This is a genomic window from Lysinibacillus antri (assembly GCF_003977595.1).
Classification (GTDB): Bacteria; Bacillota; Bacilli; order Bacillales_A; family Planococcaceae; genus Ureibacillus; species Ureibacillus antri.
Map to the genome: position 1 here is coordinate 25,206 of NZ_RYYR01000015.1, position 23,836 is coordinate 49,041.

At 35.8% G+C, this 23,836-nt stretch carries 24 protein-coding genes and 2 riboswitches; of the genes, 11 read left to right on the plus strand and 13 right to left on the minus strand.

Features of this window, described 5'->3' with window-relative positions:
- The first annotated feature begins 55 nt into the window (after positions 1-55).
- Entirely contained in the window at positions 56-847 is a 792-nt protein-coding gene (locus tag EK386_RS11980) for a polysaccharide deacetylase family protein (RefSeq protein WP_126659409.1), read from the plus strand.
- A 41-nt stretch (positions 848-888) separates the two neighbouring features.
- Here EK386_RS11980 and ribH read toward each other — a convergent pair whose 3' ends face one another.
- The 3 genes from ribH to ribE are packed head-to-tail and all read right to left on the minus strand — an operon-like array spanning position 889 to position 2,659.
- Positions 889-1,356 (minus strand): 6,7-dimethyl-8-ribityllumazine synthase, encoded by a 468-nt coding sequence (gene ribH / locus EK386_RS11985; protein WP_126659410.1) that lies wholly within the window; start codon positions 1,354-1,356, stop codon positions 889-891.
- Between the two features lie 2 nt (positions 1,357-1,358).
- Positions 1,359-2,003: a 3,4-dihydroxy-2-butanone-4-phosphate synthase gene (gene ribB, locus EK386_RS11990; protein ID WP_126659411.1), complete on the minus strand. Its 645-nt coding sequence runs from the start codon at positions 2,001-2,003 to the stop codon at positions 1,359-1,361.
- Positions 2,004-2,020: 17 nt separating this feature from the next.
- Positions 2,021-2,659 carry a riboflavin synthase gene (gene ribE, locus EK386_RS11995; RefSeq protein ID WP_126659412.1) on the minus strand — a complete coding sequence of 213 codons (639 nt, stop codon included), beginning with the start codon at positions 2,657-2,659 and terminating at the stop codon, positions 2,021-2,023.
- A gap of 264 nt (positions 2,660-2,923) precedes the next feature.
- Positions 2,924-3,054: riboswitch (FMN riboswitch) on the minus strand.
- A gap of 118 nt (positions 3,055-3,172) precedes the next feature.
- Positions 3,173-3,303: riboswitch (FMN riboswitch) on the minus strand.
- Between the two features lie 196 nt (positions 3,304-3,499).
- Here ribE and rlmD point away from each other — a divergent pair.
- The 3 genes from rlmD to nspC all read left to right on the plus strand — a co-directional run bounded on the left by rlmD (position 3,500) and on the right by nspC (position 7,589).
- A complete protein-coding gene (rlmD, locus tag EK386_RS12000; protein WP_439331234.1) occupies positions 3,500-4,858 on the plus strand; it encodes a 23S rRNA (uracil(1939)-C(5))-methyltransferase RlmD in 1,359 nt (452 codons plus the stop codon).
- A gap of 367 nt (positions 4,859-5,225) precedes the next feature.
- Positions 5,226-6,449 carry a saccharopine dehydrogenase family protein gene (locus EK386_RS12005; RefSeq protein ID WP_126659414.1) on the plus strand — a complete coding sequence of 408 codons (1,224 nt, stop codon included), beginning with the start codon at positions 5,226-5,228 and terminating at the stop codon, positions 6,447-6,449.
- A complete protein-coding gene (gene nspC / locus EK386_RS12010) occupies positions 6,450-7,589 on the plus strand; it encodes a carboxynorspermidine decarboxylase (RefSeq protein WP_126659415.1) in 1,140 nt (379 codons plus the stop codon).
- A 192-nt stretch (positions 7,590-7,781) separates the two neighbouring features.
- Here the strand turns inward: nspC and EK386_RS12015 are convergent, their stop codons facing one another.
- Positions 7,782-8,963 carry an MFS transporter gene (locus tag EK386_RS12015; protein ID WP_126659416.1) on the minus strand — a complete coding sequence of 394 codons (1,182 nt, stop codon included), beginning with the start codon at positions 8,961-8,963 and terminating at the stop codon, positions 7,782-7,784.
- 408 nt (positions 8,964-9,371) lie between these two features.
- Here EK386_RS12015 and EK386_RS12020 point away from each other — a divergent pair, with 408 nt between their 5' ends.
- The 3 genes from EK386_RS12020 (at position 9,372) to EK386_RS12030 (ending at position 13,457) form a co-directional block, all read left to right on the plus strand.
- Positions 9,372-9,569, plus strand: coding sequence for an SE1561 family protein (locus tag EK386_RS12020; RefSeq protein WP_126659417.1), 198 nt, complete (start codon positions 9,372-9,374; stop codon positions 9,567-9,569).
- A 215-nt stretch (positions 9,570-9,784) separates the two neighbouring features.
- Complete coding sequence (locus tag EK386_RS12025) at positions 9,785-11,335, plus strand: fumarate hydratase (RefSeq protein WP_126659418.1); 1,551 nt, start codon at positions 9,785-9,787, stop codon at positions 11,333-11,335.
- 217 nt (positions 11,336-11,552) lie between these two features.
- Positions 11,553-13,457 carry a heavy metal translocating P-type ATPase gene (locus EK386_RS12030; RefSeq protein ID WP_126659419.1) on the plus strand — a complete coding sequence of 635 codons (1,905 nt, stop codon included), beginning with the start codon at positions 11,553-11,555 and terminating at the stop codon, positions 13,455-13,457.
- Positions 13,458-13,623: 166 nt separating this feature from the next.
- Here the strand turns inward: EK386_RS12030 and EK386_RS12035 are convergent, their stop codons facing one another.
- Together EK386_RS12035 and EK386_RS12040 are read right to left on the minus strand one after the other, a co-directional pair.
- Entirely contained in the window at positions 13,624-14,556 is a 933-nt protein-coding gene (locus EK386_RS12035) for a YihY/virulence factor BrkB family protein (protein ID WP_126659420.1), read from the minus strand.
- Between the two features lie 17 nt (positions 14,557-14,573).
- The gene (locus EK386_RS12040) at positions 14,574-14,909 is read right to left on the minus strand and encodes a YtxH domain-containing protein (protein WP_126659421.1); all 336 of its coding nucleotides are present in this window, start codon (positions 14,907-14,909) and stop codon (positions 14,574-14,576) included.
- Between the two features lie 273 nt (positions 14,910-15,182).
- Between EK386_RS12040 and EK386_RS12045 the strand changes: the two genes are divergently transcribed.
- Positions 15,183-15,404, plus strand: a complete 222-nt coding sequence (locus EK386_RS12045; RefSeq protein WP_126659422.1) for a DUF1128 domain-containing protein — start codon at positions 15,183-15,185, stop codon at positions 15,402-15,404.
- A 45-nt stretch (positions 15,405-15,449) separates the two neighbouring features.
- Here the strand turns inward: EK386_RS12045 and EK386_RS12050 are convergent, their stop codons facing one another.
- The 4 genes from EK386_RS12050 to motA all read right to left on the minus strand — a co-directional run bounded on the left by EK386_RS12050 (position 15,450) and on the right by motA (position 19,098).
- Positions 15,450-16,364 carry a pseudouridine-5'-phosphate glycosidase gene (locus EK386_RS12050; RefSeq protein WP_126659423.1) on the minus strand — a complete coding sequence of 305 codons (915 nt, stop codon included), beginning with the start codon at positions 16,362-16,364 and terminating at the stop codon, positions 15,450-15,452.
- On the minus strand, positions 16,364-17,452 hold the full coding sequence (locus EK386_RS12055; RefSeq protein ID WP_126659424.1) for a PfkB family carbohydrate kinase: 1,089 nt from the start codon (positions 17,450-17,452) through the stop codon (positions 16,364-16,366). Before EK386_RS12055 ends, EK386_RS12050 begins: the two co-directional genes overlap by 1 nt.
- A 97-nt stretch (positions 17,453-17,549) precedes the next feature.
- On the minus strand, positions 17,550-18,311 hold the full coding sequence (gene motB / locus EK386_RS12060) for a flagellar motor protein MotB (protein ID WP_126659425.1): 762 nt from the start codon (positions 18,309-18,311) through the stop codon (positions 17,550-17,552).
- On the minus strand, positions 18,295-19,098 hold the full coding sequence (gene motA, locus EK386_RS12065; protein ID WP_126659426.1) for a flagellar motor stator protein MotA: 804 nt from the start codon (positions 19,096-19,098) through the stop codon (positions 18,295-18,297). The genes motB and motA overlap by 17 nt, the downstream gene beginning before the upstream one ends.
- 418 nt (positions 19,099-19,516) lie before the next feature.
- Here motA and EK386_RS20320 point away from each other — a divergent pair, with 418 nt between their 5' ends.
- A complete protein-coding gene (locus EK386_RS20320) occupies positions 19,517-19,657 on the plus strand; it encodes a hypothetical protein (protein ID WP_179966032.1) in 141 nt (46 codons plus the stop codon).
- Positions 19,658-19,746: 89 nt separating this feature from the next.
- Positions 19,747-20,361, plus strand: a complete 615-nt coding sequence (locus tag EK386_RS12070) for a beta-class carbonic anhydrase (RefSeq protein ID WP_126659427.1) — start codon at positions 19,747-19,749, stop codon at positions 20,359-20,361.
- A gap of 117 nt (positions 20,362-20,478) precedes the next feature.
- Here the strand turns inward: EK386_RS12070 and EK386_RS12075 are convergent, their stop codons facing one another.
- Both EK386_RS12075 and EK386_RS12080 read right to left on the minus strand, forming a co-directional pair.
- On the minus strand, positions 20,479-21,078 hold the full coding sequence (locus EK386_RS12075; RefSeq protein WP_179966035.1) for a GNAT family N-acetyltransferase: 600 nt from the start codon (positions 21,076-21,078) through the stop codon (positions 20,479-20,481).
- Between the two features lie 82 nt (positions 21,079-21,160).
- On the minus strand, positions 21,161-21,946 hold the full coding sequence (locus tag EK386_RS12080; RefSeq protein ID WP_126659428.1) for a polyphosphate kinase 2 family protein: 786 nt from the start codon (positions 21,944-21,946) through the stop codon (positions 21,161-21,163).
- Between the two features lie 112 nt (positions 21,947-22,058).
- Here EK386_RS12080 and EK386_RS12085 point away from each other — a divergent pair, with 112 nt between their 5' ends.
- A complete protein-coding gene (locus tag EK386_RS12085; RefSeq protein WP_126659429.1) occupies positions 22,059-22,790 on the plus strand; it encodes a TspO-related membrane protein in 732 nt (243 codons plus the stop codon).
- A gap of 151 nt (positions 22,791-22,941) precedes the next feature.
- Here the strand turns inward: EK386_RS12085 and map are convergent, their stop codons facing one another.
- Entirely contained in the window at positions 22,942-23,694 is a 753-nt protein-coding gene (gene map / locus EK386_RS12090) for a type I methionyl aminopeptidase (RefSeq protein ID WP_126659430.1), read from the minus strand.
- Between the last annotated feature and the right edge of the window lie 142 nt (positions 23,695-23,836).

Genomic DNA, 23,836 nt, shown 5'->3' on the forward strand with positions numbered 1-23,836 from the left:
ACTATGTATGTTTATATTTTCTTGTCCATAAAGCAAAAGGAGGATTAATTCTTTTATGTGGAAACATCACATATTCGGTTTAACGCTAATCGCCATGGTCATCACCGTAGCCTTTAGTTTTGTAAATCCAGATGTTGCAAGTGCGAATTCCTACCATTGGGGCTTCACAAAGTCAAAGGATGGAAAGCCAGCTGATGCTGGTGCCCAATTTGAAACAATACTCAAAGAAAATGGTGCCTTTTACCGAGGCAATCCAAATAAAAAAGTAATTTATTTATCCTTTGATAATGGTTTTGAAAATGGGTATACAGAATCTATTTTGGATACGTTGAAAAAAGAGGAAGTTCCGGCAACCTTTTTCTTAACAGGGCACTATTTAACGAGCGCTACAGATTTAGTGAAGCGCATGATTAAAGAAGGTCATATTATAGGAAATCATTCATACGGACATCCCGATATGTCTAAATTATCGGATGATGAACTTGTGAAAGAGTGGAAGAAATTTGACGATAAACTGAAAGAACTAACAGGCATTAAACGTACTTATTACGTTCGACCACCTAAAGGAATTTTCAGTGAACGCGATCTCCGAGTTGGTAATGAGCATGGCTATACCCACGTCTTTTGGGATACGGCCTTCGTGGACTGGCATGCAGATTCTACTGTTGGTTGGGAGTATGCATATGATGAACTCATGGATCAATTACATCCAGGAGCCGTGATTTTATTGCATACAGTAGCTAAACATAACGCGGATGCACTTCCTAAATTTATAGAAGATGCGAAAAAGGAAGGCTATACTTTTGGCTCTTTAGATGATTTGGTAATGGAGAATTTAATGGAATAAATAAAATGGGATTCCTTGAATTTAGGAATCCCCTTTACTTATTATTTAAACATTTTGTTTAAGTTAGCCATTTCAATTGCGGACACTGCAGAATCGTATCCTTTATTTCCAGCTTTCGTTCCTGCGCGCTCAATTGCTTGTTCAATATTTTCTGTTGTCACAACCCCAAAGATTACTGGCACATTTGTATCCAACGACACCTTTGCAATTCCTTTTGCAGCTTCATTACATACATAGTCATAGTGTGATGTCGCCCCGCGGATCACTGTACCTAAACCGATTACAGCATCGTAGTTACCTGTCGTAACCATTTGCTTTGAAATAAATGGTACTTCAAATGCTCCTGGAACCCATGCAATATCAATGTTTTCTTCTTTTACACCATGTCTTTTAAGGCCATCTAATGCACCATCTAACAACTTACCTGTAATGAATTCATTAAATCTTCCTACAGCGATCCCAATTTTTAAATCTGTACCTATTAATTGTGCTTCAAATACTTTTCCCATGTTCATTCTCCTTTGTTTGCGTTAGTAATATAACGTGGTTTATTTTCGTGTTTTATAAGGTAACTAACTAAATCTTCTATTGAAATAATTTTTAAATTATGTGTGTTTGCAAATTCTTTTAATCCATCTAAACGTAACATTGAACCATCATCACCCATGATTTCACAAATTACACCTGCTGGATAAGAATTACAGAGTAGCGCTAAATCAACGGCAGCTTCCGTATGTCCTCGTCGTTCTAAAACACCATTTTCTTTTGCTACAAGCGGAAATACATGACCCGGTCTTCTGAAATGACTAGCCTTTGAATTGGCATGAATCATTTGAAGAATTGTAAATGAACGTTCATATGCACTAATCCCTGTTGTCGTTTCAATATGATCAATGCTGACAGTAAATGCCGTTTGATGATTATCTGTGTTGTTTTCAACCATTGGATGAAAGTTTAGTCGATTGGCAAGTTCTTTTGTAATCGGTGTACAAATTAAACCACGACCATAAGTAGCCATAAAATTAATATTTTCTGGAGTAGCAAATTCAGCTAAAGAGACTAAATCGCCTTCATTTTCACGATTTTCATCATCTACTACAATGATGTTTTTACCTGCTTTTAAGTCTTGGAGCGCTTCTTCAATTGTGTTTAACATAAAAACACCACCTTTTTTTAGAATCCATTTTGTCTTAAAAAATCTATTGTAATATTGGACTGATTTTCCGTTCTTCTTAAATGATGTAACACATATTTTCCAAGCATATCGGTTTCAATATTTACTTTATCACCAACATTTTTCCTTCCTAATATTGTTTCATCATAAGTATGTGGAATAAGGGAGACTGTCACACTTTGGTCCGTTACTTTAAATAAAGTTAAACTTGTCCCATCAATTGTGATCGACCCCTTTGGAATACAGTTTTCTACTAACTCTTTTGGTAATTCGATGTCAATATATACCGCATTCGATACGGGCTTTTTACTTCGAATCGTGCCCACACCATCGACATGTCCAGAAACGATATGCCCGCCAAATCGCCCATTCGCACTCATCGCTCGTTCTAAATTAACGAGATCACCAAGTTTTAGCGTATGAATCGTTGTTGCTTTTACAGTTTCAGGCATCACATCAACAGTCATCAGTTCATTTGTAAAATGTGTAATCGTTAGACAAACACCATTAACTGCAATGCTATCACCTAAATTCGCATCTGAAACAATTTTTGGAGTCGCAATGGTAAGCTGCATACTTTTGTCATCTTTTTGAATCGCAGTAACTCTTCCCTTGTCTTCAATAATTCCTGTAAACATTTACTTTACTCACCTCATTAGAAAAGTGGAGAACGCCCGTTTAGCTCCGAAAACAACTGGAGGAAACCACAAGAGGACGCTTTTTGTCCTCGTAGGGGTTTTCGCAAGTTTAGAGGAGCTGGCGTTCGCAACTAGACACTTTTCAATATTTTTTTACTTTCTTTTAAAAATAAAAAACTCCTAAAGAAGTTCCTTAGGAGTTGGGAGTATGTAAAAAGGCAATAGTTAAATAAACCTTTTGAAATGTATTTTTTCAAAAAGCGCCATATCCTTCTCCCATCCAGACTATACTGTCGGCTTTGGACTTACACCAAATCCTGCTAAAAATTAGCTCACGGGCTTAGAATTGCTTCATCACCGTCGATTGGGAATTTCACCCGACCCCGAAGGACAAATCATATTAAATTGCAACTAAATAAAAAGACCCCGAATAAAACTCGGAGTCGATAGGTTAAATGTAAAATTTTTGTATAACAAAATAGACTATTAAACATGATAAATTTAATAGCATTTTACATCCTTCTCCCATCCAGACTATACTGTCGGCTTTGGATTCGCACCAAATCCTGCTAAAAACTAGCTCACGGGCTTAGAATTACTTCATCACCGTCGATTGGGAATTTCACCCGACCCCGAAGGATACATTTTATTTAATTAGAATTAAAGATAACATGAATTCAGAATATTATCTATAAAAAACATTTCTGTACAGTAAAATGTCAATATAGAGAGACGTATATTAGGAAATATTTTCTGTGCTTGCTTTTACTCAGCTCCCGGGCTTAAGATGATTAGATGAACTTATTAAAGGACGTGAACACTTTGAGTGATAAAGTATTAATGGAAGTTGGACAAAAATTTCCGTTAACAATAAAACGATTAGGCATTAATGGAGAAGGTGTGGGTTTCTACAAACGTAACGTAGTGTTTGTAAAAGGCGCTTTACCTGGAGAAGAAGTGACTGTAAAAGTTTCAAAAATACAACGAAACTTTGCGGAGGCTGATATATTAACTATTCGTAAAGCTTCAAAAGATCGTCAGGAGCCTATTTGCCCAATCTATAGCGAATGTGGTGGTTGCCAGCTTCAACATATTACATACGAAGGTCAATTAAAAGAAAAGCGTGATATGGTTGTGCAGGCGTTAGAGAAATATGTAAAACCAATTGCAGAAACGGTAGATATTCGTCCTACAATGGGAATGGACAATCCTTGGCATTATCGTAACAAAAGTAGCTTCCAAGTACGCAAAGAAGGCAAACGCGTATATGCTGGTCTCTTTGCAGAAGGAACGAATCAATTATTAAACATTAATGATTGTGCCGTTCAACATCCGTTAACATCTAAAATTACTGTAGCGACACGTAAAATCTTGCAAAAGCTTAACATCTCTATTTACGATGGTAAATCATTAAATGGTTTAGTTCGAACAATCGTCGTACGAACAGGTATTAAAACAGGTGAAACACAAGTTTGTTTAGTTACAACACGGAAGGATTTACCTCATAAAGAAGAGCTCATTGAACGTATGTTAAAGATTGACCCAAGTATCGTATCCATTACACAAAATATTAACCGCGAGAAAACTTCTTTAATATTTGGTGATGAGACAATTGTTTTACATGGTAAAGAAACGATTCACGAAAATCTTGGCGAGCTTGCTTTTGATTTATCTTCTCGTGCATTCTTCCAGTTAAATCCGGAGCAAACAGTCCATTTATATGATGAAATTAAAAAAGCAGCTGCATTAACTGGAAAAGAAAAAGTAGTCGATGCTTATTGTGGAGTTGGAACAATTGGACTATGGCTTGCTCCACATGCTAAAGAAGTTCGTGGTATGGATGTAGTTCCTGAAAGCATTGATGACGCGAAGAAAAACGCACGAAACCATAAATTTAATCATGCTCGTTATTACACAGGAACGGCTGAAGAATGGCTTGGAAAATGGAAACGAGAAGGCTTTATCCCAGACGTGGTAACAGTAGACCCACCACGTACAGGCCTTGCACCAAGCTTTATTAAAACCGTCATGAAAATCAAACCAAAACGTTTTGTGTACACTTCTTGTAACCCATCAACATTCGCAAAAGACTTACAAGAATTAACGAAAGTTTATAAAGTCGACTATATCCAGCCTGTCGATATGTTCCCGCAAACAGCAAGGGTTGAAGTTGTAGCGAAGTTAACATTGAAAAACTAATTGATCGATATGCCATCTTCAAATTTTGAGGATGGCTTTTTATTTTGAATTGTAAGTCGCACGTATTCCGCGAAAAGTCGCTCGTATCCCCTAAAAACTCGCACGTAAACCCACGAAAACCGCTCGTAAATTAATTTAATTATCTTCATAAAGGATAAATATTTTTATTCTTTCTGTTAAGTCTATATAATAAGAAACTGTTAGATGAACTATGCGACAAAATAGTTGCTATTTTTAACAAAACTTTTGTCGAAAAATGATTGATAGGTAAAAAATATTTCTGTATAATCTGTTTTATTGCGTTAAAATAGCTAGTTGCGTCTTAAAATTTGTTGCGCGCTAGTAACTTTGAGGGGGTTATAAAAAATTGGGTAAAGCATTGATTATTGGAGCTGGCGGTGTAGCTAGCGTAGTGGTACACAAATGTGTACAAAATTCAGAAGTGTTCGAGGAGATTATGATCGCAAGTCGAACAAAATCAAAATGTGACGCGTTAAAAGAAAAGTTAGACGGCGGTAAAACAATTATCCACACTGCTCAAGTAGATGCGGATAATGTCGAAGAACTTGTTGAATTAATCAATGGATTTAAACCAGATGTGGTAATTAACGTTGCTTTACCATATCAAGACTTAACAATTATGGATGCATGTTTAGAGACAGGTGTGCATTATGTAGATACAGCAAACTATGAGCCACCTGAAACTGCTAAATTTGAATATAAATGGCAATGGGCTTACAAAGAAAAATTCGAAAAAGCTGGACTAACAGCACTTTTAGGTAGTGGATTTGACCCAGGTGTAACAGGCGTATTCTCTGCTTACGCGTTGAAACATCATTTTGATGAAATTCACTACATCGATATTTTAGATGCGAACGCTGGTGACCACGGCTATCCATTCGCGACAAACTTCAACCCAGAAATTAACATTCGTGAAATTACTGCAAATGGTCGTTACTGGAAAGAAGGCGAGTGGGTTGAAACAGAACCATTAGAATTCAAAGAAGTATATAACTTCCCAGAAATCGGGCCAAAAGATATGTACCTTCTATATCATGAAGAATTAGAATCTTTAGCGAAAAACATTACAGGGATTAAACAAATCCGTTTCTGGATGACATTCTCTCAAAAATATATTACGCATTTAAATGTTTTAGAAAACGTTGGAATGACATCAATTGAACCAATCGAATTTGAAGGTCAAATGATCCAACCACTTCAATTCTTAAAAGCGGTATTACCAGATCCAGCTTCTCTAGGGCCACGTACAAAAGGTAAAACAAATATCGGATGTATTTTCCGTGGTATTAAAGACGGCGTAGAAAAAACTTACTACGTATATAACGTTTGTGATCATGAAGAATGTTACCGTGAAGTTGGTAGCCAAGCGATTTCATATACAACTGGCGTACCTGCAATGATCGGTGCAATGCTAGTAATGAATGGCGAATGGCAAAAACCTGGTGTTTGGAACGTAGAAGAATTCAATCCAGATCCATTCATGGACGCATTAAATAAATGGGGTCTTCCATGGCAAGAAAGTCATAACCCAGAACTTGTGGACCTTGAATTAGAAAAAGAGGCAAAGTAAATGAAAGCAATTGATTGGAATCAAGTGCCGTCTCCTAGTTATATAGTAGACGAGCGTTTGCTTACACGTAACTTAGAAATTTTAAAATCGGTACAAGATCGTACTGGTTGTGATATTTTATTAGCACTTAAAGGATTTTCGATGTTTTCGACTTTCCCCCTTGCTAAACAATTTTTAAAAGGCATCACTTCTAGTTCATTATTTGAAGCACGCCTTGGTTACGAGGAATTTGGCAAAGAGGTTCATGCTTATGCTCCTGCCTATGCGGAACATGAAATTGATGAATACTTAAAATATGTCGACCATATCGTATTCAACTCTTTTGACCAATTAAATAAGTACAAAGAAAAAGTACAAAGTTTAGACAAGCATGTATCAATCGGTTTACGTGTAAATCCAGGTTATTCTGAAGTTGAAACAGAACTGTATGATCCATGTGCGTTAAATTCTCGTTTAGGAATTCCATTTGAACAATTCCGTCCAGATGAACTAGATGGGGTTGAGGGAATCCACTTCCATGCGATGTGTGAACAAAACTCGGACGTATTAGAACGAATCATCCCTCATTTCGAGGAAAAATACGGTCCTTATTTACATCAAATGAAATGGGTAAATTTTGGCGGTGGTCATCATATTACTCGTCCTGATTATGATGTCGATAAACTTGTGAATATCATTAACTATATTAAAGAGAAATATGATGTTCATGTTATTTTAGAGCCAGGCGAAGCAATTGCATTAAACACTGGTTATTTAGTAACAACTGTACTTGACGTTGTGAAAAATGGTATGGAAATTGCCATTTTAGATACTTCTGCAACATGTCATATGCCAGACGTATTAGAAATGCCTTACCGTCCACAAATTATCGGCGCAAGTACACCAAACGATAAAGCGCACACGTACCGTTTAGGCGGAATGACATGTCTTGCTGGTGACGTGATTGGTGACTATTCATTTGATGCGCCTTTAAAAGCTGGCGATAAAATTGTATTCACTGACATGGCCCACTATACAATGGTGAAAAACCACATGTTCAATGGTGTAAACTTACCAAGCATTTGTTTATATAACGAAGAAGAAGGCGTTAAAGTCATCCGTCAGTTTGGCTATGAAGATTATCGAAATAGATTATCTTAATTTTTTAGAAAGCTAACTCACTTTTGTTGGGTTAGCTTTTTATTATAGAAAACCACAAATTATTAGCCAACTTTCATTAATTATTAGCCAAACTCGGCTTGATATTAGTCAAGTTTCTTTGATTATTAGCCAAATCTCATTCAATATTAGAAAATCGTCATTAAACAGAAAAAAGATAGGGAAATTGTTTCCCTACCTTACTTGTTGTATATCTAACTTTTTGCTCCCAATGTATACAATTACGTAAACTATAAATAGAATCACTGCAATAAATAATAAGAAGCTTATATTTTCAGTGACTTGTAAGAATAGTCCCCCGATGAACGGCCCTGTTAAACTACCTAAGCTGAAAAAGATGGCACATAGCATATTTCCAGTTGGCAATAAATCCTTTGGTGTTAAGTCTGCCATATACGTAATTCCTAGAGAAAATAACGAACCAAGGAACATACCAGATACTAAGAAGATCGCACCAACTAGTAGCTCAGAACTTTCAAATTGACTTCCAACTCCAAACAGAATGGTACCGAAAAATAATCCAATCAAAATGACCTTTCTTCTTCCAACTTGATCACCTAATATACCAAGAGGGATTTGCGTGATAATCGCCCCTATCGAGAAAGATGCAAGGATAATGGATACATGAGAAACATCAAAATCTTTCCTCAATGCATAGACTGGAAACAATGCATTTAAGGAAGTTTCGAGTACGCCGTAAACAAAAGGTGGTAAAAATGCAACCCATGCATATTTAAACGATAATTTATAGCGTCCAAAACTATTCGTTCCCTGTGAATCTCCCTTTAACGCTTCTGGCTTTTCATTACTAATAAAGAACACAAACGACCATGCAATTAAACATAGAATGGATGATACGATAAACGGTAACATTTCAGATATCTTGATTAACGGTACCATCAACGGACCCACTGCAAACCCTACACCAAAAGACAAGCCGTAAATAGACATACTTTTCCCTAGATTCCCTTTTGGAGCTGAACTCGTTAACCACGTTTGAGTCGCAAAATGTAAACAATGATCCCCTATCCCAATTAGTAAACGTAAAATAAACCAGAACATAATATTTTGCCATAAAGGAAATAACAGTAATGAAAGAAATACTACTGCCCCACCAACAATGATGATTGGTTTATAGCCAAATTTTCGTAATGGCTGTTCTATAAATGGTGATATTAAAAGAGTGCCTATGTATAAACCCGTTGCATTTAAACCATTCAGCGTAGTAGATACGCCGTCTGACTCAAAAATGACGGAGATTAAAGGTAATAACATTCCCTGTGAGAAACCCGAAATGGAAACAATAATAATTAAAGTCCAAAATCTACGTTGTTCATCTCTATGTGCTGCAACCATGCGTATCCTCCAACATTACTCTATTCCAAAATCTCCGTACTATATTAACATAACAATGTCTAAATAGCTTTAAAAATTACATAGAAAAACCCTAGTGACATCTACTCTCAATGTACACTAGGGTCTTCACATATCAATTAACTCCATTTTTGATTGAATAAACGCAGGTTCGGCACGTGGATAGCCGAAAACTTGTTTAAACTCCCTCCTTTTCCTATTGAAGTGAGCATATGCTTTTCGACCATCTCCTTTTCTATTTGTTGTATACAATGTATCATATTATCTTAATGTTGTAAATATTCAGAAATTAAATATTTTTTATTTTTTTAATTAAAAAATTACTACTACATAATATTTGAACATTCTCCATTATTTCGTTATGATGGATTTGACGAAAGAGGTGCATTTATGTCGAATTCAATTACAGATAAAAATAAGCAAGTAAATTACTTAAAAGAACGTCTTCAAATTTTTGTAGAAGTACTCGATGCCATTGATCCAGAAACTGCAGATTTAGAAGATATTGATCGACTAATTCAAATCATTGATGATGTTGAAGATAAGATGGATCAATTTAATAATCGAAATGGTTTTGTAGGCGAATAAACATCACATCATCCAACTATTAGGTAATCATCCTGATAGTTGGATTTTTTCTTTGTAACTTTTCCAATTAGATACACTCATGTCTATATTTACTTAATAGTTTACTATTTTTCTTGAAGGTTAAGGTTCTATCACTCTTTTTTTAATTTAACGAAAAAGGTATAATGTCTTTGGAGAAAAAATAAATTTCTAAATATTCTGGGGGGAATATATTAATGTCACAAGTAGCAACTTCTTATTTACAAACTTTAGAAAAAAGTTTATACGACTTAGTAAGTGAAACATCAACGAACTTACCAACAGATGTTCGTCGTGCGATTAAAAAAGCAAAAGAAGCTGAAAACGCTGGCACTCGTGCTGCAATGAGTTTAGATACAATTGCGAATAACATCGTAATGGCTGAAGATAATGTATCTCCAATTTGCCAAGATACAGGACTTCCAACATTCAAAGTAAAAACTCCAGTTGGCGTAAACCAATTAGAAATTAAAGCGGTTATTAAAAATGCAATTGTACAAGCTACAAAAGATGCAAAATTACGTCCAAACGCGGTTGATTCTTTAAGCGGTTCAAACAGTGGAGATAACTTAGGTGATGGTCTACCTGTTATTAAATTTGAACAATGGGAAAAAGACTACATTGAAGTAAAATTAATTTTAAAAGGTGGCGGATGTGAAAATAAAAACATCCAATATAGCTTACCTTGTGAATTAGAAGGTCTTGGCCGTGCTGGTCGTGACTTAGATGGTATCCGTAAATGTATCCTTCACTCTGTATGGCAAGCACAAGGACAAGGCTGTTCTGCTGGTTTCATCGGTGTTGGAATCGGTGGAGATCGTTCTTCTGGTTACGATTTAGCGAAAGAACAATTATTCCGTCATGTTGATGATGTAAACCCTAACGAAGACTTAGCAAAATTAGAAGAATACATTGTTGAAAAATCAAATACGTTTGGTGTAGGAACAATGGGATTCGGTGGAGAAGCGACATTACTTGGTTGTAAAATTGGCGTTATGCACCGTCTACCAGCATCATTCTTCGTTTCTGTAGCTTATAACTGTTGGGCTTATCGTCGTATGGCGATTGATATCAATGCTCAAACGGGCGAAATTATGAACTGGCACTACACAGAAGGCGAAAGAATCTCTTTCCGTGATGAAGAAAAAGCAGAAAACACTTCTGACAACAAAGTAGTGGAATTAAAAGCTCCGATTACAGAGGAACAAATCCGCGAGCTTAAAGTTGGAGATGTTGTAAAAATTAGCGGTCGTATGTACACTGGCCGTGACGCAATTCACCATCACTTAATGAGCCACGATGCACCAGTAGATTTAAATGGTCAAATTATTTATCACTGTGGTCCTGTAATGGCAAAAGACGAAGAAGGTAACTGGACAGTAAAAGCTGCTGGTCCAACTACTTCTATTCGTGAGGAGCCATACCAAGGCGATATTATGAAAAAATTCGGTATCCGCGCAGTTATGGGTAAAGGCGGTATGGGTCCAAAAACACTTGCTGCTTTAAAAGAACATGGTGGCGTTTACTTAAATGCAATCGGTGGCGCAGCGCAATACTATGCTGACTGTATTAAATCAGTAGATGGCGTTGATCTAATGGAATTCGGTATTCCAGAAGCTATGTGGCACTTAACTGTTCAAGATTTCACTGCGGTTGTTACAATGGACTCTCATGGTAACTCATTACACGCAGACGTTGAAAAATCTTCATTAGAAAAACTTTCTCAGTATGCAGAGCGTGTATTCTAATTAAACACTTTTTCACACTCGTAAGAATTTTGTATTCTTACGAGTGTTTTTATTTTTCCCAAAAAATGATATTGATTTTACAAATTACATAGTCTATATTATAATTATTATAAATTAATAAAAGATGAAATTTAAAGGATAAACTAAATGAAAACACTTATCATTAAGGACTTGTTAGTATTTTGATAGTGAAATTCATTATCAAAAGGAGGATTATATGAATCAATCTAATCGAGAAAATATTAGTTTAATTGAGAAAACGAAAGAACATGGTGAGCTAATTGCAGCGGTATTTTCCGGCTTAATTATTTTACTTGCTTGGCGTATGGAATCGAGTGGCTTAAATACCGCTGCCGTTATTGCTTATCTTACTGCCTTTATTATCGGGGGTTATGCAAAAGCAAAAGAAGGCATTCTAGATACTATAGAAAACAAAAATCTAAATGTTGAACTCTTAATGGTGTTAGCTGCAATTGGTTCAGCAATTATCGGTTATTGGACAGAAGGGGCTATTCTTATCTTCATTTTTGCGTTAAGTGGTGCCCTTGAAACATATGCCATGAATAAAAGCCATCGAGAGATCTCTTCTTTAATGAAACTGCAGCCTGAAGAAGCATGGCTTGTGCGCGGCGGATTTGAACCAATGAAAGTACCTGTAGCTTCCCTAAAAGTAGGAGACCACCTATTAATCAAGCCAGGCGAACGTATTCCCGCTGATGGAGAAATTTTTAAAGGTAGCTCTTCTATTGATGAATCGGCTATTAGTGGTGAATCAATGCCTACGACTAAGCATGTTGGAGATTTTGTCTATGCAGGAACAGTAAACTTAAACGGAACACTTACCATCACTATGACGAAACCAAATTCTGAAACAATGTTCCAAAAGATTATTACTTTAGTACAGTCAGCTCAAAGTGAAAAATCACCTTCCCAACAATTCATCGAAAAATTTGAAGGGATCTATGTGAAATTTGTTTTATTAACCGTCCTTCTTATGCTATTTTTACCCCACTATTTACTAGATTGGGACTGGACGACAACATTTTATCGAGCAATGGTATTATTAGTAGTTGCCTCTCCATGTGCCCTTGTTGCTTCCGTTATGCCCGCAACACTCGCTGCCATTTCGAATGGTGCGAAAAACGGCATTCTCTTTAAAGGTGGCGTTCATTTAGAACATTTAAGTGTGTTAAAATTATTGTCTGTCGATAAAACAGGTACTTTAACATTTGGTACACCTGTTGTAACCGATATTATTGTTAGAGACAATCTAAATCGAAATGATACGATTGCAGTTCTCGCTTCCATTGAATCACAATCTAATCATCCTTTAGCTCAAGCAATTAGCCATTATGCCAAAGAGTTGAACATAACTACAATGCAAGGGATCGATATTGAAGATGTTCCTGGATGGGGCTTAAAAGCTACTGTGCATAATCAATCTTATATCGTTGGTAAGCCTGAATTTGTAGGTCGTGACGAAGCGTCCCATTTCGCAAACAATGCAGCGGAAAAACTTGCCGAAGAGGGTAAAACAGTCATTTTCATGCGTGATGAAAATGGAATTGCTTTACTTGCTGCAATGAAGGATACAGTCCGCGATGAAGCAAAACAAGCGGTAAACAACTTAAAAGAACTCGGAATCAATGTTGCCATGTTAACAGGCGATAACGAAAAAACCGCTAAAACCATTGCAAAAGAAGCAGGCGTGAATGAATATATCGCTGAATGTTTACCAGAAACAAAAGTAAATTATATTAAAGATTATTTAGACCAGTACCATGATGTCGGAATGGTTGGAGACGGTATAAACGATGCCCCTGCCCTTGCAACCGCAACAGTTGGAATTGCTATGGGTGGAGGAACAGATGTTGCATTAGAAACAGCAGATGTCGTATTAATGAAAAACGATTTATCCAAAATTGCCTATGCAGTGCGTTTATCAAGGAAAATGCAGCGAATTGTTAAACAAAATATCATCTTCTCTATTAGCGTCATCGCATTATTAATCATCTCCAACTTCCTACAATTAGTGGATCTCCCATTTGGTGTAATCGGCCATGAAGGAAGTACGATCTTAGTTATACTCAATGGATTACGCATGCTCAACCGAAATATATAAAAGAAAAGGAGCCGTCCAAAAGTCATTTTGGACGGCTCCTTTGCGACGAGGATAGTGACAATTTATTGTTACTACCGCAGGAGCACAGCTTTTTAGCGATATTTTATTATTAGAAACGTAGATGTCCAGAAAGTGTAGTGCTTTCTGGACATCCCCTTTACGTTCATTATGCATGTTTTCGTTTCCTCATTTTCACAAGCTTTCTCTTTTGTAGGGAAGCATTTAATAAACCACCAAAGATTAGTATCATTCCTGTAAAATACAGCCAAAGCATTAATATAATAACTCCTGCAATACTGCCATAAGTTGATGTAAAGTTACCAAAATTATTGACATAGTAAGAAAATGCGTAAATTAAGATGACCCATGATACGGTTGAAAATAGAGCCCCAGGAATTACACTTATAAGATGTAGCCTTGGGTCTGTATTTGGAATAATCCAATACATTAAGGCTAGTACAATAAATATTAATGTTGGCGGTAGAACCCAACTTATATATTTCCAAACTTGTGAAAACGTTTCTTCTACACCTAAATAACTAAAAAGTTCATACCCATATCGTTGACCGAAAATAGGTACTAATAATGCAAGTAAAATGACTACGACAAGAGCAATGGTAAACACTAATGACCAACCACGATTGATGATACCGGATTTTTCTTCCGTATCATACGTATGGTTTAATGTTTTGATTAATGCATTCACTCCCCTTGATGCAGACCAAATTGTACCGACAATCCCGATTCCAAGTAGTCCCCCACCATTATGGGTTGTCAAAATTTCCGTCAATGTTCCCTGTGTTAACATAAATACTTCTGCCGGCATGATCGTTTGAATAAAATCGAATACATGCTCTTCTTTTAAGTCTAAGTAAGGAACTAATGTAACAATAAAAATTAATAATGGGAAAAAAGAAAGTAAAAAGAAGTAAGCTAACTGAGCACCCATTCCGGAAATATCGACATCTCTCATTCGGACAATTAAATCTTGAAAGAAGCCTTTTACTGTAGTTACATCGATTTTCGAGACGTCTGGATCAATAAAGGTATTTACGATCGATAGTACTTCATTTTGAGACGCTTTCTTCTGTTCTTGCAATTTTTCCCCACTCCCCTTTATTCGCTTATCGTCTTATTCTGTTCAGAAAATGCTTGTTTCGTATCGTTTACAATATGTTGGATGGATTCTGGAATTTCCTTCACTTCTTCAATTGTATTTACGATCAGACTTACATTTTCGGATGCCTTTTCGTACAGTTCTTGCACTTCATCTACTTTCTCTTCAATTAATTGTTGCAGTTGTTCTCTATTATTCGCATAGTAAATCATTTTATCTTTTATTTTTTTAGTCGTTTCTATTGTATGTTCCCTTGTTTTACGGTCAAACATACTAATAATTGCTCCTGCAACTGCACCAATTACAACTGATTTTAATAATTTACTTTCACTCATTATAATTTCCTCCTATTTTAATTTAAAATCATTCATTTGATTAAACGTTTTTTCTATTCATTACCATTCTATAGAAAAATTGACTAACTTTAAAGGGACGAGACATTTTATATTGACACAATGCATATGTAATGAAATGATAAAGTGAAAACTTTAAATCAGTGGGTTGTCTACTTACTGAATTTTAGTGTAGCTTATCGGACGTAAAACGACTCTATACAGTGCTTTACGTTACTTGCGAATAAATCCAATAGATTGAAAGGTGGACATGAAGTGGATTTAACGAAACCAAATCAAGAAAATGTAGTGTACATGATTGAACAAATTAAAGAAAAGCTTCGTATGGTAAATGTTGATGCGATGAGGTCTGATGATTTCCCCGAAGATAACTATGAAGACTTAATGTATTTGTATGAAATGGTCATGAAGCGTAACTCATTTAGCCCAAGCGAAATGCAAGCAATTGTTTCTGAGCTAGGGGCTTTACGTAAATAAAAATATCCGTTGAAGAGTATTTCTTCAACGGATATTTTTTAAGTTTTATTTATTGTTATTTAACGCGATCGCAATTTCAGCGCCGATATGTGCGTTATTTTTTACAAGAGCAATATTAGCTTCTAACGATTTTCCTTCTGTTAATTCTTTTACTTTCCCTAGCATGAATGGTGTTACATCTTTCCCTTTAATACCATTCTCTTCTGCTTCTTTTAAGGCTGTTTCAATAATTGAATTAATAAAGCTAGCTTCCATTGCATCACTTTCTGGTATTGGATTTGCAATCACTGCTCCACCGCGTAGTCCGATATCCCATTTTGCTCTCATCATGTCTGCCACTTCTTGAGGTGAATCTAATCGGAAGTTTACTTTAAATTCGCTATCTCTTGTAAAGAATGCAGGTAGGTAATCTGTTCCATACCCTACTACAGGTACACCATTTGTTTCAAGGTATTCTAACGTTAGTCCAAGGTCTAATATAGATTTCGCACCCGCACATACAACTGCCACGTTTGTCCCAGCAAGCTCTTCTAAGTCTGCTGAAATATCCATTGTTTGCTCAGCACCACGGTGAACACCACCAATACCACCTGTTACGAAAAGTTCAATTCCCGCTAATTCTGCTGCGATCATTGTTGCCGCAACTGTTGTAGCTCCTAATTTTTTCGTTGCAAGCAAGTAGCCAAAATCACGACGAGAAGCTTTTGCAACGTCTTTAGCATTTCCAAACATTTCGAGTTCCTCATCCGAAAGACCAATTTTGATTTGACCGTCAATAAGGGCAATCGTTGCTGGTACTGCTCCTTTACTACGGATAATCTCCTCCACTTCTCTAGCTGTCTGAACATTTTGAGGATACGGCATACCGTGTGAAATAATTGTAGACTCTAACGCAACAATTGGTAATCCTTTTTCTTTTGCTTCCAATACTTCTTGTGAATATGATAAATATTTTTCCATTATAAATTCCTCCATATCGTTATCTCATTTACTGATAAATCTTGTCGTACTGTTTTATCTGATTGTAATGTTTTCGCTGCATTATAAAGCCCAAACTTCACTGCATCATAAAATTGTTCTCCATTTAGGACGCCATGAGTCAATGCACTGACAAAAGCATCTCCTGCCCCTGTCACATCTTCAACATGACTTACTTTTACAGCTTCAAATCGGTTAATGCTAAGAAGATTCCCAGCAATTACCCCTTTTCCACCTAAAGTTAACACGACATTTTGGGCCCCTTTTTCAAGCAACCTCTTTACCGCGTCAATATAATCATGCTCCGATTGTAGTTTTGTATTTAAATACATTTCTGCCTCATCCAAATTACAAATGAAATGAGATACACCAATTAAATCATCCGGCATATTTTTCATTTTCGGAGAGGATACTGGCACAATAATGAACGGGATCTGTTTCTCAAAGGCAATATTTTGTAAGTACAGAATCGTTTCTTTTGGGCAATTGAGATCGACAATAATACATTTTGCGTTAAAAACGCTCGCATCATGCTTCATCAATTCGGTTGGTAATAACAAATCGTAAATCGCCATATCTGCTAACGCTAGTATAAGTTCGCCATTCGAATCCAATACTGCGCTATAAGAACCCGTTTTATGATTGGCTAGATTAATCGATAAATCAAAGTTGATATAGGCCCCGCTAGTTTGTTTAATCGTTTCAGCATCTTGATCTAGGCCGAGTGTTGTAATGAGCTTTACATTATTCCCAAGGCGACCTAGGTTTTCTGCAATATTACGCGCTACCCCTCCGACACTTTCTGTTAGATGCGCTGGATTAGATGTTCCGTATTGTACCGATTCATTTATATGAAATTTTCGATCGACATTGGCTCCACCAATACATACAATGGCATTCTCTTCAGGTAAGACATAAGCTCTACCTATTATTTCACCTTTTTTTATAAGCCCTGAAATTATATTAGCTAACGTCGGTCGTGACATATTCAGTTGTTCTGCCATTTCCTGTTGCGATAAATAAGGATTCTTTTTTATCGTTTGAAGGACTAAGTGCTCTTTTTCATTCATCAACATCCCACCTTCATAAACTTATGTTTAAATTATAAACATTTGTTTTAAGGATGTCAAAAAAAAAGAGGCATGACTATTTCACACCTCTTAGAAATTATTCTTTAGTTTTATTTCCATCTTCATCTACTAGTTGTTGAACTAATACTTCTACACGACGATTAAGCGCCCTACCTTCACTTGTATCATTTGAAGCGATCGGATAATACTCTCCATATCCTTTTGCACTAAAATATTTAGGGTCTAGCTCAGGATTGCTTGAAACGATAAGCTCTAATAAATTGACAGCACGCATAACGGATAGTTCCCAGTTGGACTTAAACTCGCCACTATTTTGAGGTACATTGTCCGTATGCCCTGTTACAACAATATAGCGTGGCGGATCCATTTTCAATATAGTTGCTAACTCATCAGCGATTGGCAAATAATCTGACTTTACATTGGCTCTTCCTGGATCAAAAAGCAAACTATCACGAATTGTAATTAATAAACCTTCATCTGTCATATTTGTTGCAAAAGTACCTTCTAGTTCGTTTACCGCGATCAATTCATCCACACGAGCTTGAATCTCTTTTAATTCTCTTTGATCTTGAAGGTACGCTTTTTCCTCTTCTGAAAGCCCTGGAGTTACTGCAGTTGGATTTTCCATAATGGAAGTTTGATCCATAAACCCAGAACCCCCATCAAAAATCTCATTAAAAACAGCAGACATTTGTGCTAACTTATTTTGATCTATAGAACTAGAGGCGAACAAAACGATAAATAGGGCAAGTAATAGCGTCATTAAATCGGAATACGGTAAAAGCCATGACTCATCGATATGACCTTCGTGTTTTTTCTTTTTAGCTTTCTTTGCCAAGGCCACCCGCCCCGCTTTCATTAGAAATTTGTCGGCGTTCCTCCATTGTTAAATATGAGGCTAGCTTTTGTTCAATAACACGTGGTGCTTCCCCTTCTAACACAGATAAAATTCCTTCAATCATTAAATGTTTTTGCTTAACTTCTTCTGCTGATTTACGTTTTAATTTGTTTGCAAATGGATGCCAAAGTACATACCCTGTAAAAATCCCTAGTACCGTGGCAACGAACGCTCCAGTAATCGCATGTCCTAATGCATCGACATCGCTCATATCTTTTAGAGCAGCCATTAAACCAACAACCGCACCAAGTACCCCTAAAGTGGGCGCATATGTACCTGCTTGTGAAAAGATTTGTGAACCCACTGAATGTCGATCTTCCATAGCTTCAACTTCTTCAGTTAAGACATCCCGAATGTAGTCAGCGTTTTGACCATCAATCGCTAATGTTAACCCATTCTTTAAAAATGGATCTTCCACTTCTGAAGCCTTCCCTTCAAGTGCAAGTAAACCTTCTCGACGAGCTAAATCTGCCCAAGTTGAGAACATTTTAATAATTTCAATGTCACTCGTAAGCTTTCTTTCTGTAAAAACTATTTTAAATAACTTTGGTATTCTTTTTAACTCTTTCATTGGGAAACCAATTGTTACCGATGCTATTGTCCCCAAAATAATTATTAAAAAGGCAGCTGGGTTAACTAATACTCCTATATCCGCACCTTTTACAATCATTCCTACAAACACTGCAATCAGCCCAAGTACAACCCCTACTATCGTTGATATATCCATAATCGTACCTCCAAATCTTCTCCTACTATTATTTTCGACAAAGTTTTAATTATTTTTACATTCTACTATATAAGTATATAAGTTGTTTGCCTTTTTTTCGATGTAATAATGGTTTTTTTCTCCCAAATAATCCAATTTAATTATATTGAATTACTAGTATTATATATTTTATAATCTTAAGTGTAGGAATTAATAATCATATGTAATTCAAAAATCACAGCATAAACAATATTTCTACACCTTTTTACCCCGTAATAATCATTTATACATTTAAAAGATTGCTAGTTTATTCATTCTTAATCTTTCTTTAAATTGCCATGATTATTTTTACGGATAGCATACAATTAAATAAAATTTATAGTATAATAGATAATAATTAATCAATGACATTTGTTTAAATTGAAAGGAGTCTTTATCAATGGCTGGATATCTTACTACTGTAGTTGGTTTTCTACTTTTCCTTTGCGTTAGTGTAGCAATGTTTATTCAATACCTACGTATCGGGTTAGATTCTCATTCTTCTGTCAAAATTGATCCAAAACCAACGAATAAATTATAATTTTTCTAAGTCGACGCACTTCTGTAGGTGACGTCGACTTTTTTTGTATATAATATTGCTAGTCATAAATGATAGGGGATGTTAAAAATATGGAATCGTCATTAAATGAAGTATTAAGTTTCAATGAATCTTTTGTAAAATTTAAACAATACGAGCCTTTTATTACGTCTAAATACCCAACTAAAAAAGTAGTCATCTTAACTTGTATGGATGCTCGATTAGTTGAATTATTACCAAAAGCAATGAATATGCGTAACGGTGATGCAAAGATTGTCAAAAGTGCAGGGGCGCAAGTCAGTCATCCATTCGGAGCTGTTATGCGTAGTTTATTAGTTGCGGTATATGAGCTAAAAGCAGACGAAATCTATGTCGTGGGTCATCACGATTGTGGTATGAGTGCTATTGATCCGCATAAAATGATTAATCATATGATTGAACGTGGTGTTAATAAAGACATTATGAACATCATTGATTATACAGGTATAGATTTAGTAGATTGGTTACATGGTTTTGGTGACGTTTCAACAAGTGTACTAAAAAGTGTCGATATTATCCGAAATCACCCATTAATGCCAAAATCAACACCTGTTCATGGACTTGTAATGGATCCTGGAACTGGTAAGCTTGATTTACTTTCAGATGGTAATGCCTATTTAGAGAACCTTGAACCAAAAGAGAGTAAAGAAGAAAAATCATCGAAATAGAAATAAAGAAGTCGCAAAATTCGCAAATCGCGTTACTTTGCGGCTTTTTTGTACAAGTTCTCATAATTTACCTCAACCAATTAAAAAGGTCCCTCACAAATGTAAGAGACCTGTACTTTAGATTCCCCAGCGATCATTTCGTAACAATGAATAGAGGTAATGATCTTCCCAAGAACCATTAATATATAATAGTTCCCTTAATAAACCTTCTCGAACAAAATTAGCATTTTCTAGAACTTTGATTGAGCCAAAGTTTTTAGGTGAAACATAGGCCTCAATTCGATGAAGTTTTGCTACATTAAAGGCGAATTTTACAACTTCATTCACTGCTTCCGTTGCAATTCCTTTACGTGTATATTTTTCATCTACGGAATATCCCACAAATCCACTATTATAAGGCAGTCTTTTTATTGCATATAAAGAAATATGCCCAATTAAAAGGTTACTCCCTTTAGGATATATACCAAATGAATACTCTCGATTAGCCCGAAGTAAATGCATACTCTCTAAGATTTTCTTAAACTGTGCTTCTTCTGTATAGAATTCATCTTCGTGCATCGGTTCATGGGTTGCCCAAAACTGTTTATTATTTCGCATGAGCTCTGCTAAACTTCTTGCATCGGATTCTATAAAAGTCCTCAAAGTTAGACGATCCCCATCAAGCTTTACCACATGATCACCCTTTTTATGTAATAAATTTAAAAATTTTTTGACCATCATCATGCCCTATTGCCTTCCTCAAGAATAGTTTATTGTAAGAATCCAACGCAAATGCAACATTTCCTATATTAATTTATTTTTAAGAGTTAACTTCTTCTACCATATTATCATTTACTACTTCTTTACCATCCTGTGAGATAGTTAAACCTCTTCGTTTTGCTTCTTTTTCAATTCGCTTTATTGTTTCAGTTAATACTTGTATACGTGCATGTTGCTTATTATTTCCTGCAATTAAACACCATGGTGCATTAGGCGTATCTGTTCTTTCAAACATATCGTCCGCGCATTGTACATAAACATCAAATTTATCACGATTACGCCAATCTTCATCTGTTAACTTCCAAATTTTATAAGGATTTGTTTGGCGTTCTTGAAAACGTTTTAACTGCTCTTCTTTATCTACATGAATCCAAAACTTTATGATAATATAGTTTTCATCTGTTAATGTTTTTTCAAAAGAATTTATTTCCTCATACGCACGTTTCCACTCAGCTTCGGTTGCAAAGCCTTCAATTCTCTCAACTAACACTCGGCCATACCAAGTTCTGTCAAATACCGCAATTTGCCCGTGTTGAGGCAATTTACGCCAAAATCTTTGTAAATAATGATATCTTAGTTCATGGGGTTGTGGTGCAGAAATCGGGTGAACAATGATTCCACGAGGATCTAGTCTTTGCGTTAGACGTTTGATCGCGCCTCCTTTTCCAGCAGCATCCATACCTTCAAACGCAAGAATTAAACCAATTTTGTTATTGTATAAAAATTGTTGAATATTTAACATTTCATATTGAAGTTTTTTTAGTTCTTTTTTATACGTCTTTTTATCAAGTGTCACACTTAAATCTATTTCTTGAATTTTTTTCATTCCATTCACTCCCAACATCATTTCTTTTATTTTACAGAAGTTTGTATGTTTTTGGAATTTGTTGTTCAAAACTATTTTAATGTATATAATTTTATAGAAGGGAGAGGAACATATGAGTCGGTTAATCGCCATCACCATTTTCCTCATTGTAACCATATTTTTTACAATTAATGCTTTTTGGTTACAGTTGGCAGGACATTCTACCTTAGAAATTATCAATCGATTACCTATTTTATTCGCACCAGCGTCATTCGTTTATTTTATATGGTTCATTGTGTTCATATTTCTTTTCCTATGGATTAAAAATTATTGGACTCTTCGTCAATCTGAAAAGTTTATTTCTACACTTCAAACTAGTATTTTTATATTTATTTTGATTTTACAAATTGCTTCTCTATTCAGTTGGCATCATGAACATTTTATACAATCGATTATTTTTTTAGGTATTCAATTAATTTCATTATTTGCTTTATATTTAACTTATCCATTAAAAATGGAGATGCTAAAGTTAAGAATTCCTATAGCTATTTATTTTAGTTGGACGACATTTTTATTTATTTTACATTTCTGTTACATATTAGTTCATACTGGCTGGAATGGGTTTGGACTAAGCAATGCTTTATGGGCGGTCATTATTATGACAATCGGTACTGCAATTGCATTACACCTTCGCTACCATCACTATGATATTGCGTACCCAATTATTTTTATTTGGTGCTACATCGGAATAGCAATTGCGAATGGCTTTGATGAATTATTAGTAACCACTGCTGCCCTATTTTTAACGGGTGTCTTAATGGCTGGTATATTCTTAATGAAAAAAAATCCTGCACGCTTAAACTAGCGTTGCAGGATTTTTTATTTAAAGTTTGGATAGTGTCTAGCTACAGGCGCTAGATCTTCGGAAACTTCAACTTCCTCCGGCGCATGCAAGCATGCTTGTCGGAAGTTTCCAGTTTCTTTCAGAGCTGGGCGAGCGCCTTTCGCTTTTCTAATTAGTCTTCAATTTCTGTAATTAAAATTGGTTTGTCTTTTGTCACGATAATTGTGTGCTCAATTTGTGCAACTAAAGATTTATCTGGTGTGATAAATGTCCAACCATCACCTGATTCGACAATATGCTCTGCTTTTTCTGAAATGAATGGTTCTACCGCTAATACCATCCCATCTTTCATAATCGTTGTGTCCCATGCATCATAGTAATTTAATACATGATCGGGCGCTTCATGTAATGCACGCCCTACACCATGACCCGTTAAATTCATAATGACTGTTAATCCATTGTCTCTTGCTTCGCGCTCTACTGCTTTCCCAATTTGATTCAGTTTCGAACCTGCTTTTACTTTTGTCATTGCTCGGTCAAATGCAGACTTCGCCACTTGGCATAGTTTTTCTTTTTCTGGGTAATTGTTTCCTACGACAAAAGAAATCCCCGTATCCGCAAAATAACCATCTAATGAACCAGAAACGTCGATATTAACAAGATCGCCTTCTTCAATAACTCGGTTCCCCGGAATTCCGTGAGCTACTTCATGATTCACGCTGATACATGTATATCCTGGGAAATCATATTGGCCTTTTGGTCCAGAAATGGCGCCTTTTTCTTCAAACATTCTGCCCGCAATCTCGTCAAGCTCTTTCGTTGTCACACCTGGCTTAGTGGCAGCTCTCATAGCATCTCGTATTTCAGCACAAATGCGTCCGATTTTTTTTAACGCTTCTAACTCTTCTTTTGTTTTTACAATCATGGTAAACGTCCTTCCTATATGCTTCTCTCTATATACTATATCATATTCACAAAGGAATATTAGGCTTGCACCACTGTTAATCTATCGTATTTTATTCACAATATATCTTGGTAAAACATGAAACAGAGCAACCACTTGTAGA

Coding starts and splice junctions, on each gene's coding strand:
- EK386_RS11980 (WP_126659409.1), top strand. CDS start 56: ATGTGGAAACATCACATATTCGGTTTAACGCTAATCGCCATGGTCATC.
- ribH (WP_126659410.1), bottom strand. CDS start 1,356: ATGGGAAAAGTATTTGAAGCACAATTAATAGGTACAGATTTAAAAATT.
- ribB (WP_126659411.1), bottom strand. CDS start 2,003: ATGTTAAACACAATTGAAGAAGCGCTCCAAGACTTAAAAGCAGGTAAA.
- ribE (WP_126659412.1), bottom strand. CDS start 2,659: ATGTTTACAGGAATTATTGAAGACAAGGGAAGAGTTACTGCGATTCAA.
- rlmD (WP_439331234.1), top strand. CDS start 3,500: ATGGAAGTTGGACAAAAATTTCCGTTAACAATAAAACGATTAGGCATT.
- nspC (WP_126659415.1), top strand. CDS start 6,450: ATGAAAGCAATTGATTGGAATCAAGTGCCGTCTCCTAGTTATATAGTA.
- EK386_RS12015 (WP_126659416.1), bottom strand. CDS start 8,963: ATGGTTGCAGCACATAGAGATGAACAACGTAGATTTTGGACTTTAATT.
- EK386_RS12020 (WP_126659417.1), top strand. CDS start 9,372: ATGTCGAATTCAATTACAGATAAAAATAAGCAAGTAAATTACTTAAAA.
- EK386_RS12025 (WP_126659418.1), top strand. CDS start 9,785: ATGTCACAAGTAGCAACTTCTTATTTACAAACTTTAGAAAAAAGTTTA.
- EK386_RS12030 (WP_126659419.1), top strand. CDS start 11,553: ATGAATCAATCTAATCGAGAAAATATTAGTTTAATTGAGAAAACGAAA.
- EK386_RS12040 (WP_126659421.1), bottom strand. CDS start 14,909: ATGAGTGAAAGTAAATTATTAAAATCAGTTGTAATTGGTGCAGTTGCA.
- EK386_RS12050 (WP_126659423.1), bottom strand. CDS start 16,364: ATGGAAAAATATTTATCATATTCACAAGAAGTATTGGAAGCAAAAGAA.
- EK386_RS12055 (WP_126659424.1), bottom strand. CDS start 17,452: ATGAATGAAAAAGAGCACTTAGTCCTTCAAACGATAAAAAAGAATCCT.
- motA (WP_126659426.1), bottom strand. CDS start 19,098: ATGGATATATCAACGATAGTAGGGGTTGTACTTGGGCTGATTGCAGTG.
- EK386_RS20320 (WP_179966032.1), top strand. CDS start 19,517: ATGGCTGGATATCTTACTACTGTAGTTGGTTTTCTACTTTTCCTTTGC.
- EK386_RS12070 (WP_126659427.1), top strand. CDS start 19,747: ATGGAATCGTCATTAAATGAAGTATTAAGTTTCAATGAATCTTTTGTA.
- EK386_RS12075 (WP_179966035.1), bottom strand. CDS start 21,078: ATGGTCAAAAAATTTTTAAATTTATTACATAAAAAGGGTGATCATGTG.
- EK386_RS12080 (WP_126659428.1), bottom strand. CDS start 21,946: ATGAAAAAAATTCAAGAAATAGATTTAAGTGTGACACTTGATAAAAAG.
- EK386_RS12085 (WP_126659429.1), top strand. CDS start 22,059: ATGAGTCGGTTAATCGCCATCACCATTTTCCTCATTGTAACCATATTT.
- map (WP_126659430.1), bottom strand. CDS start 23,694: ATGATTGTAAAAACAAAAGAAGAGTTAGAAGCGTTAAAAAAAATCGGA.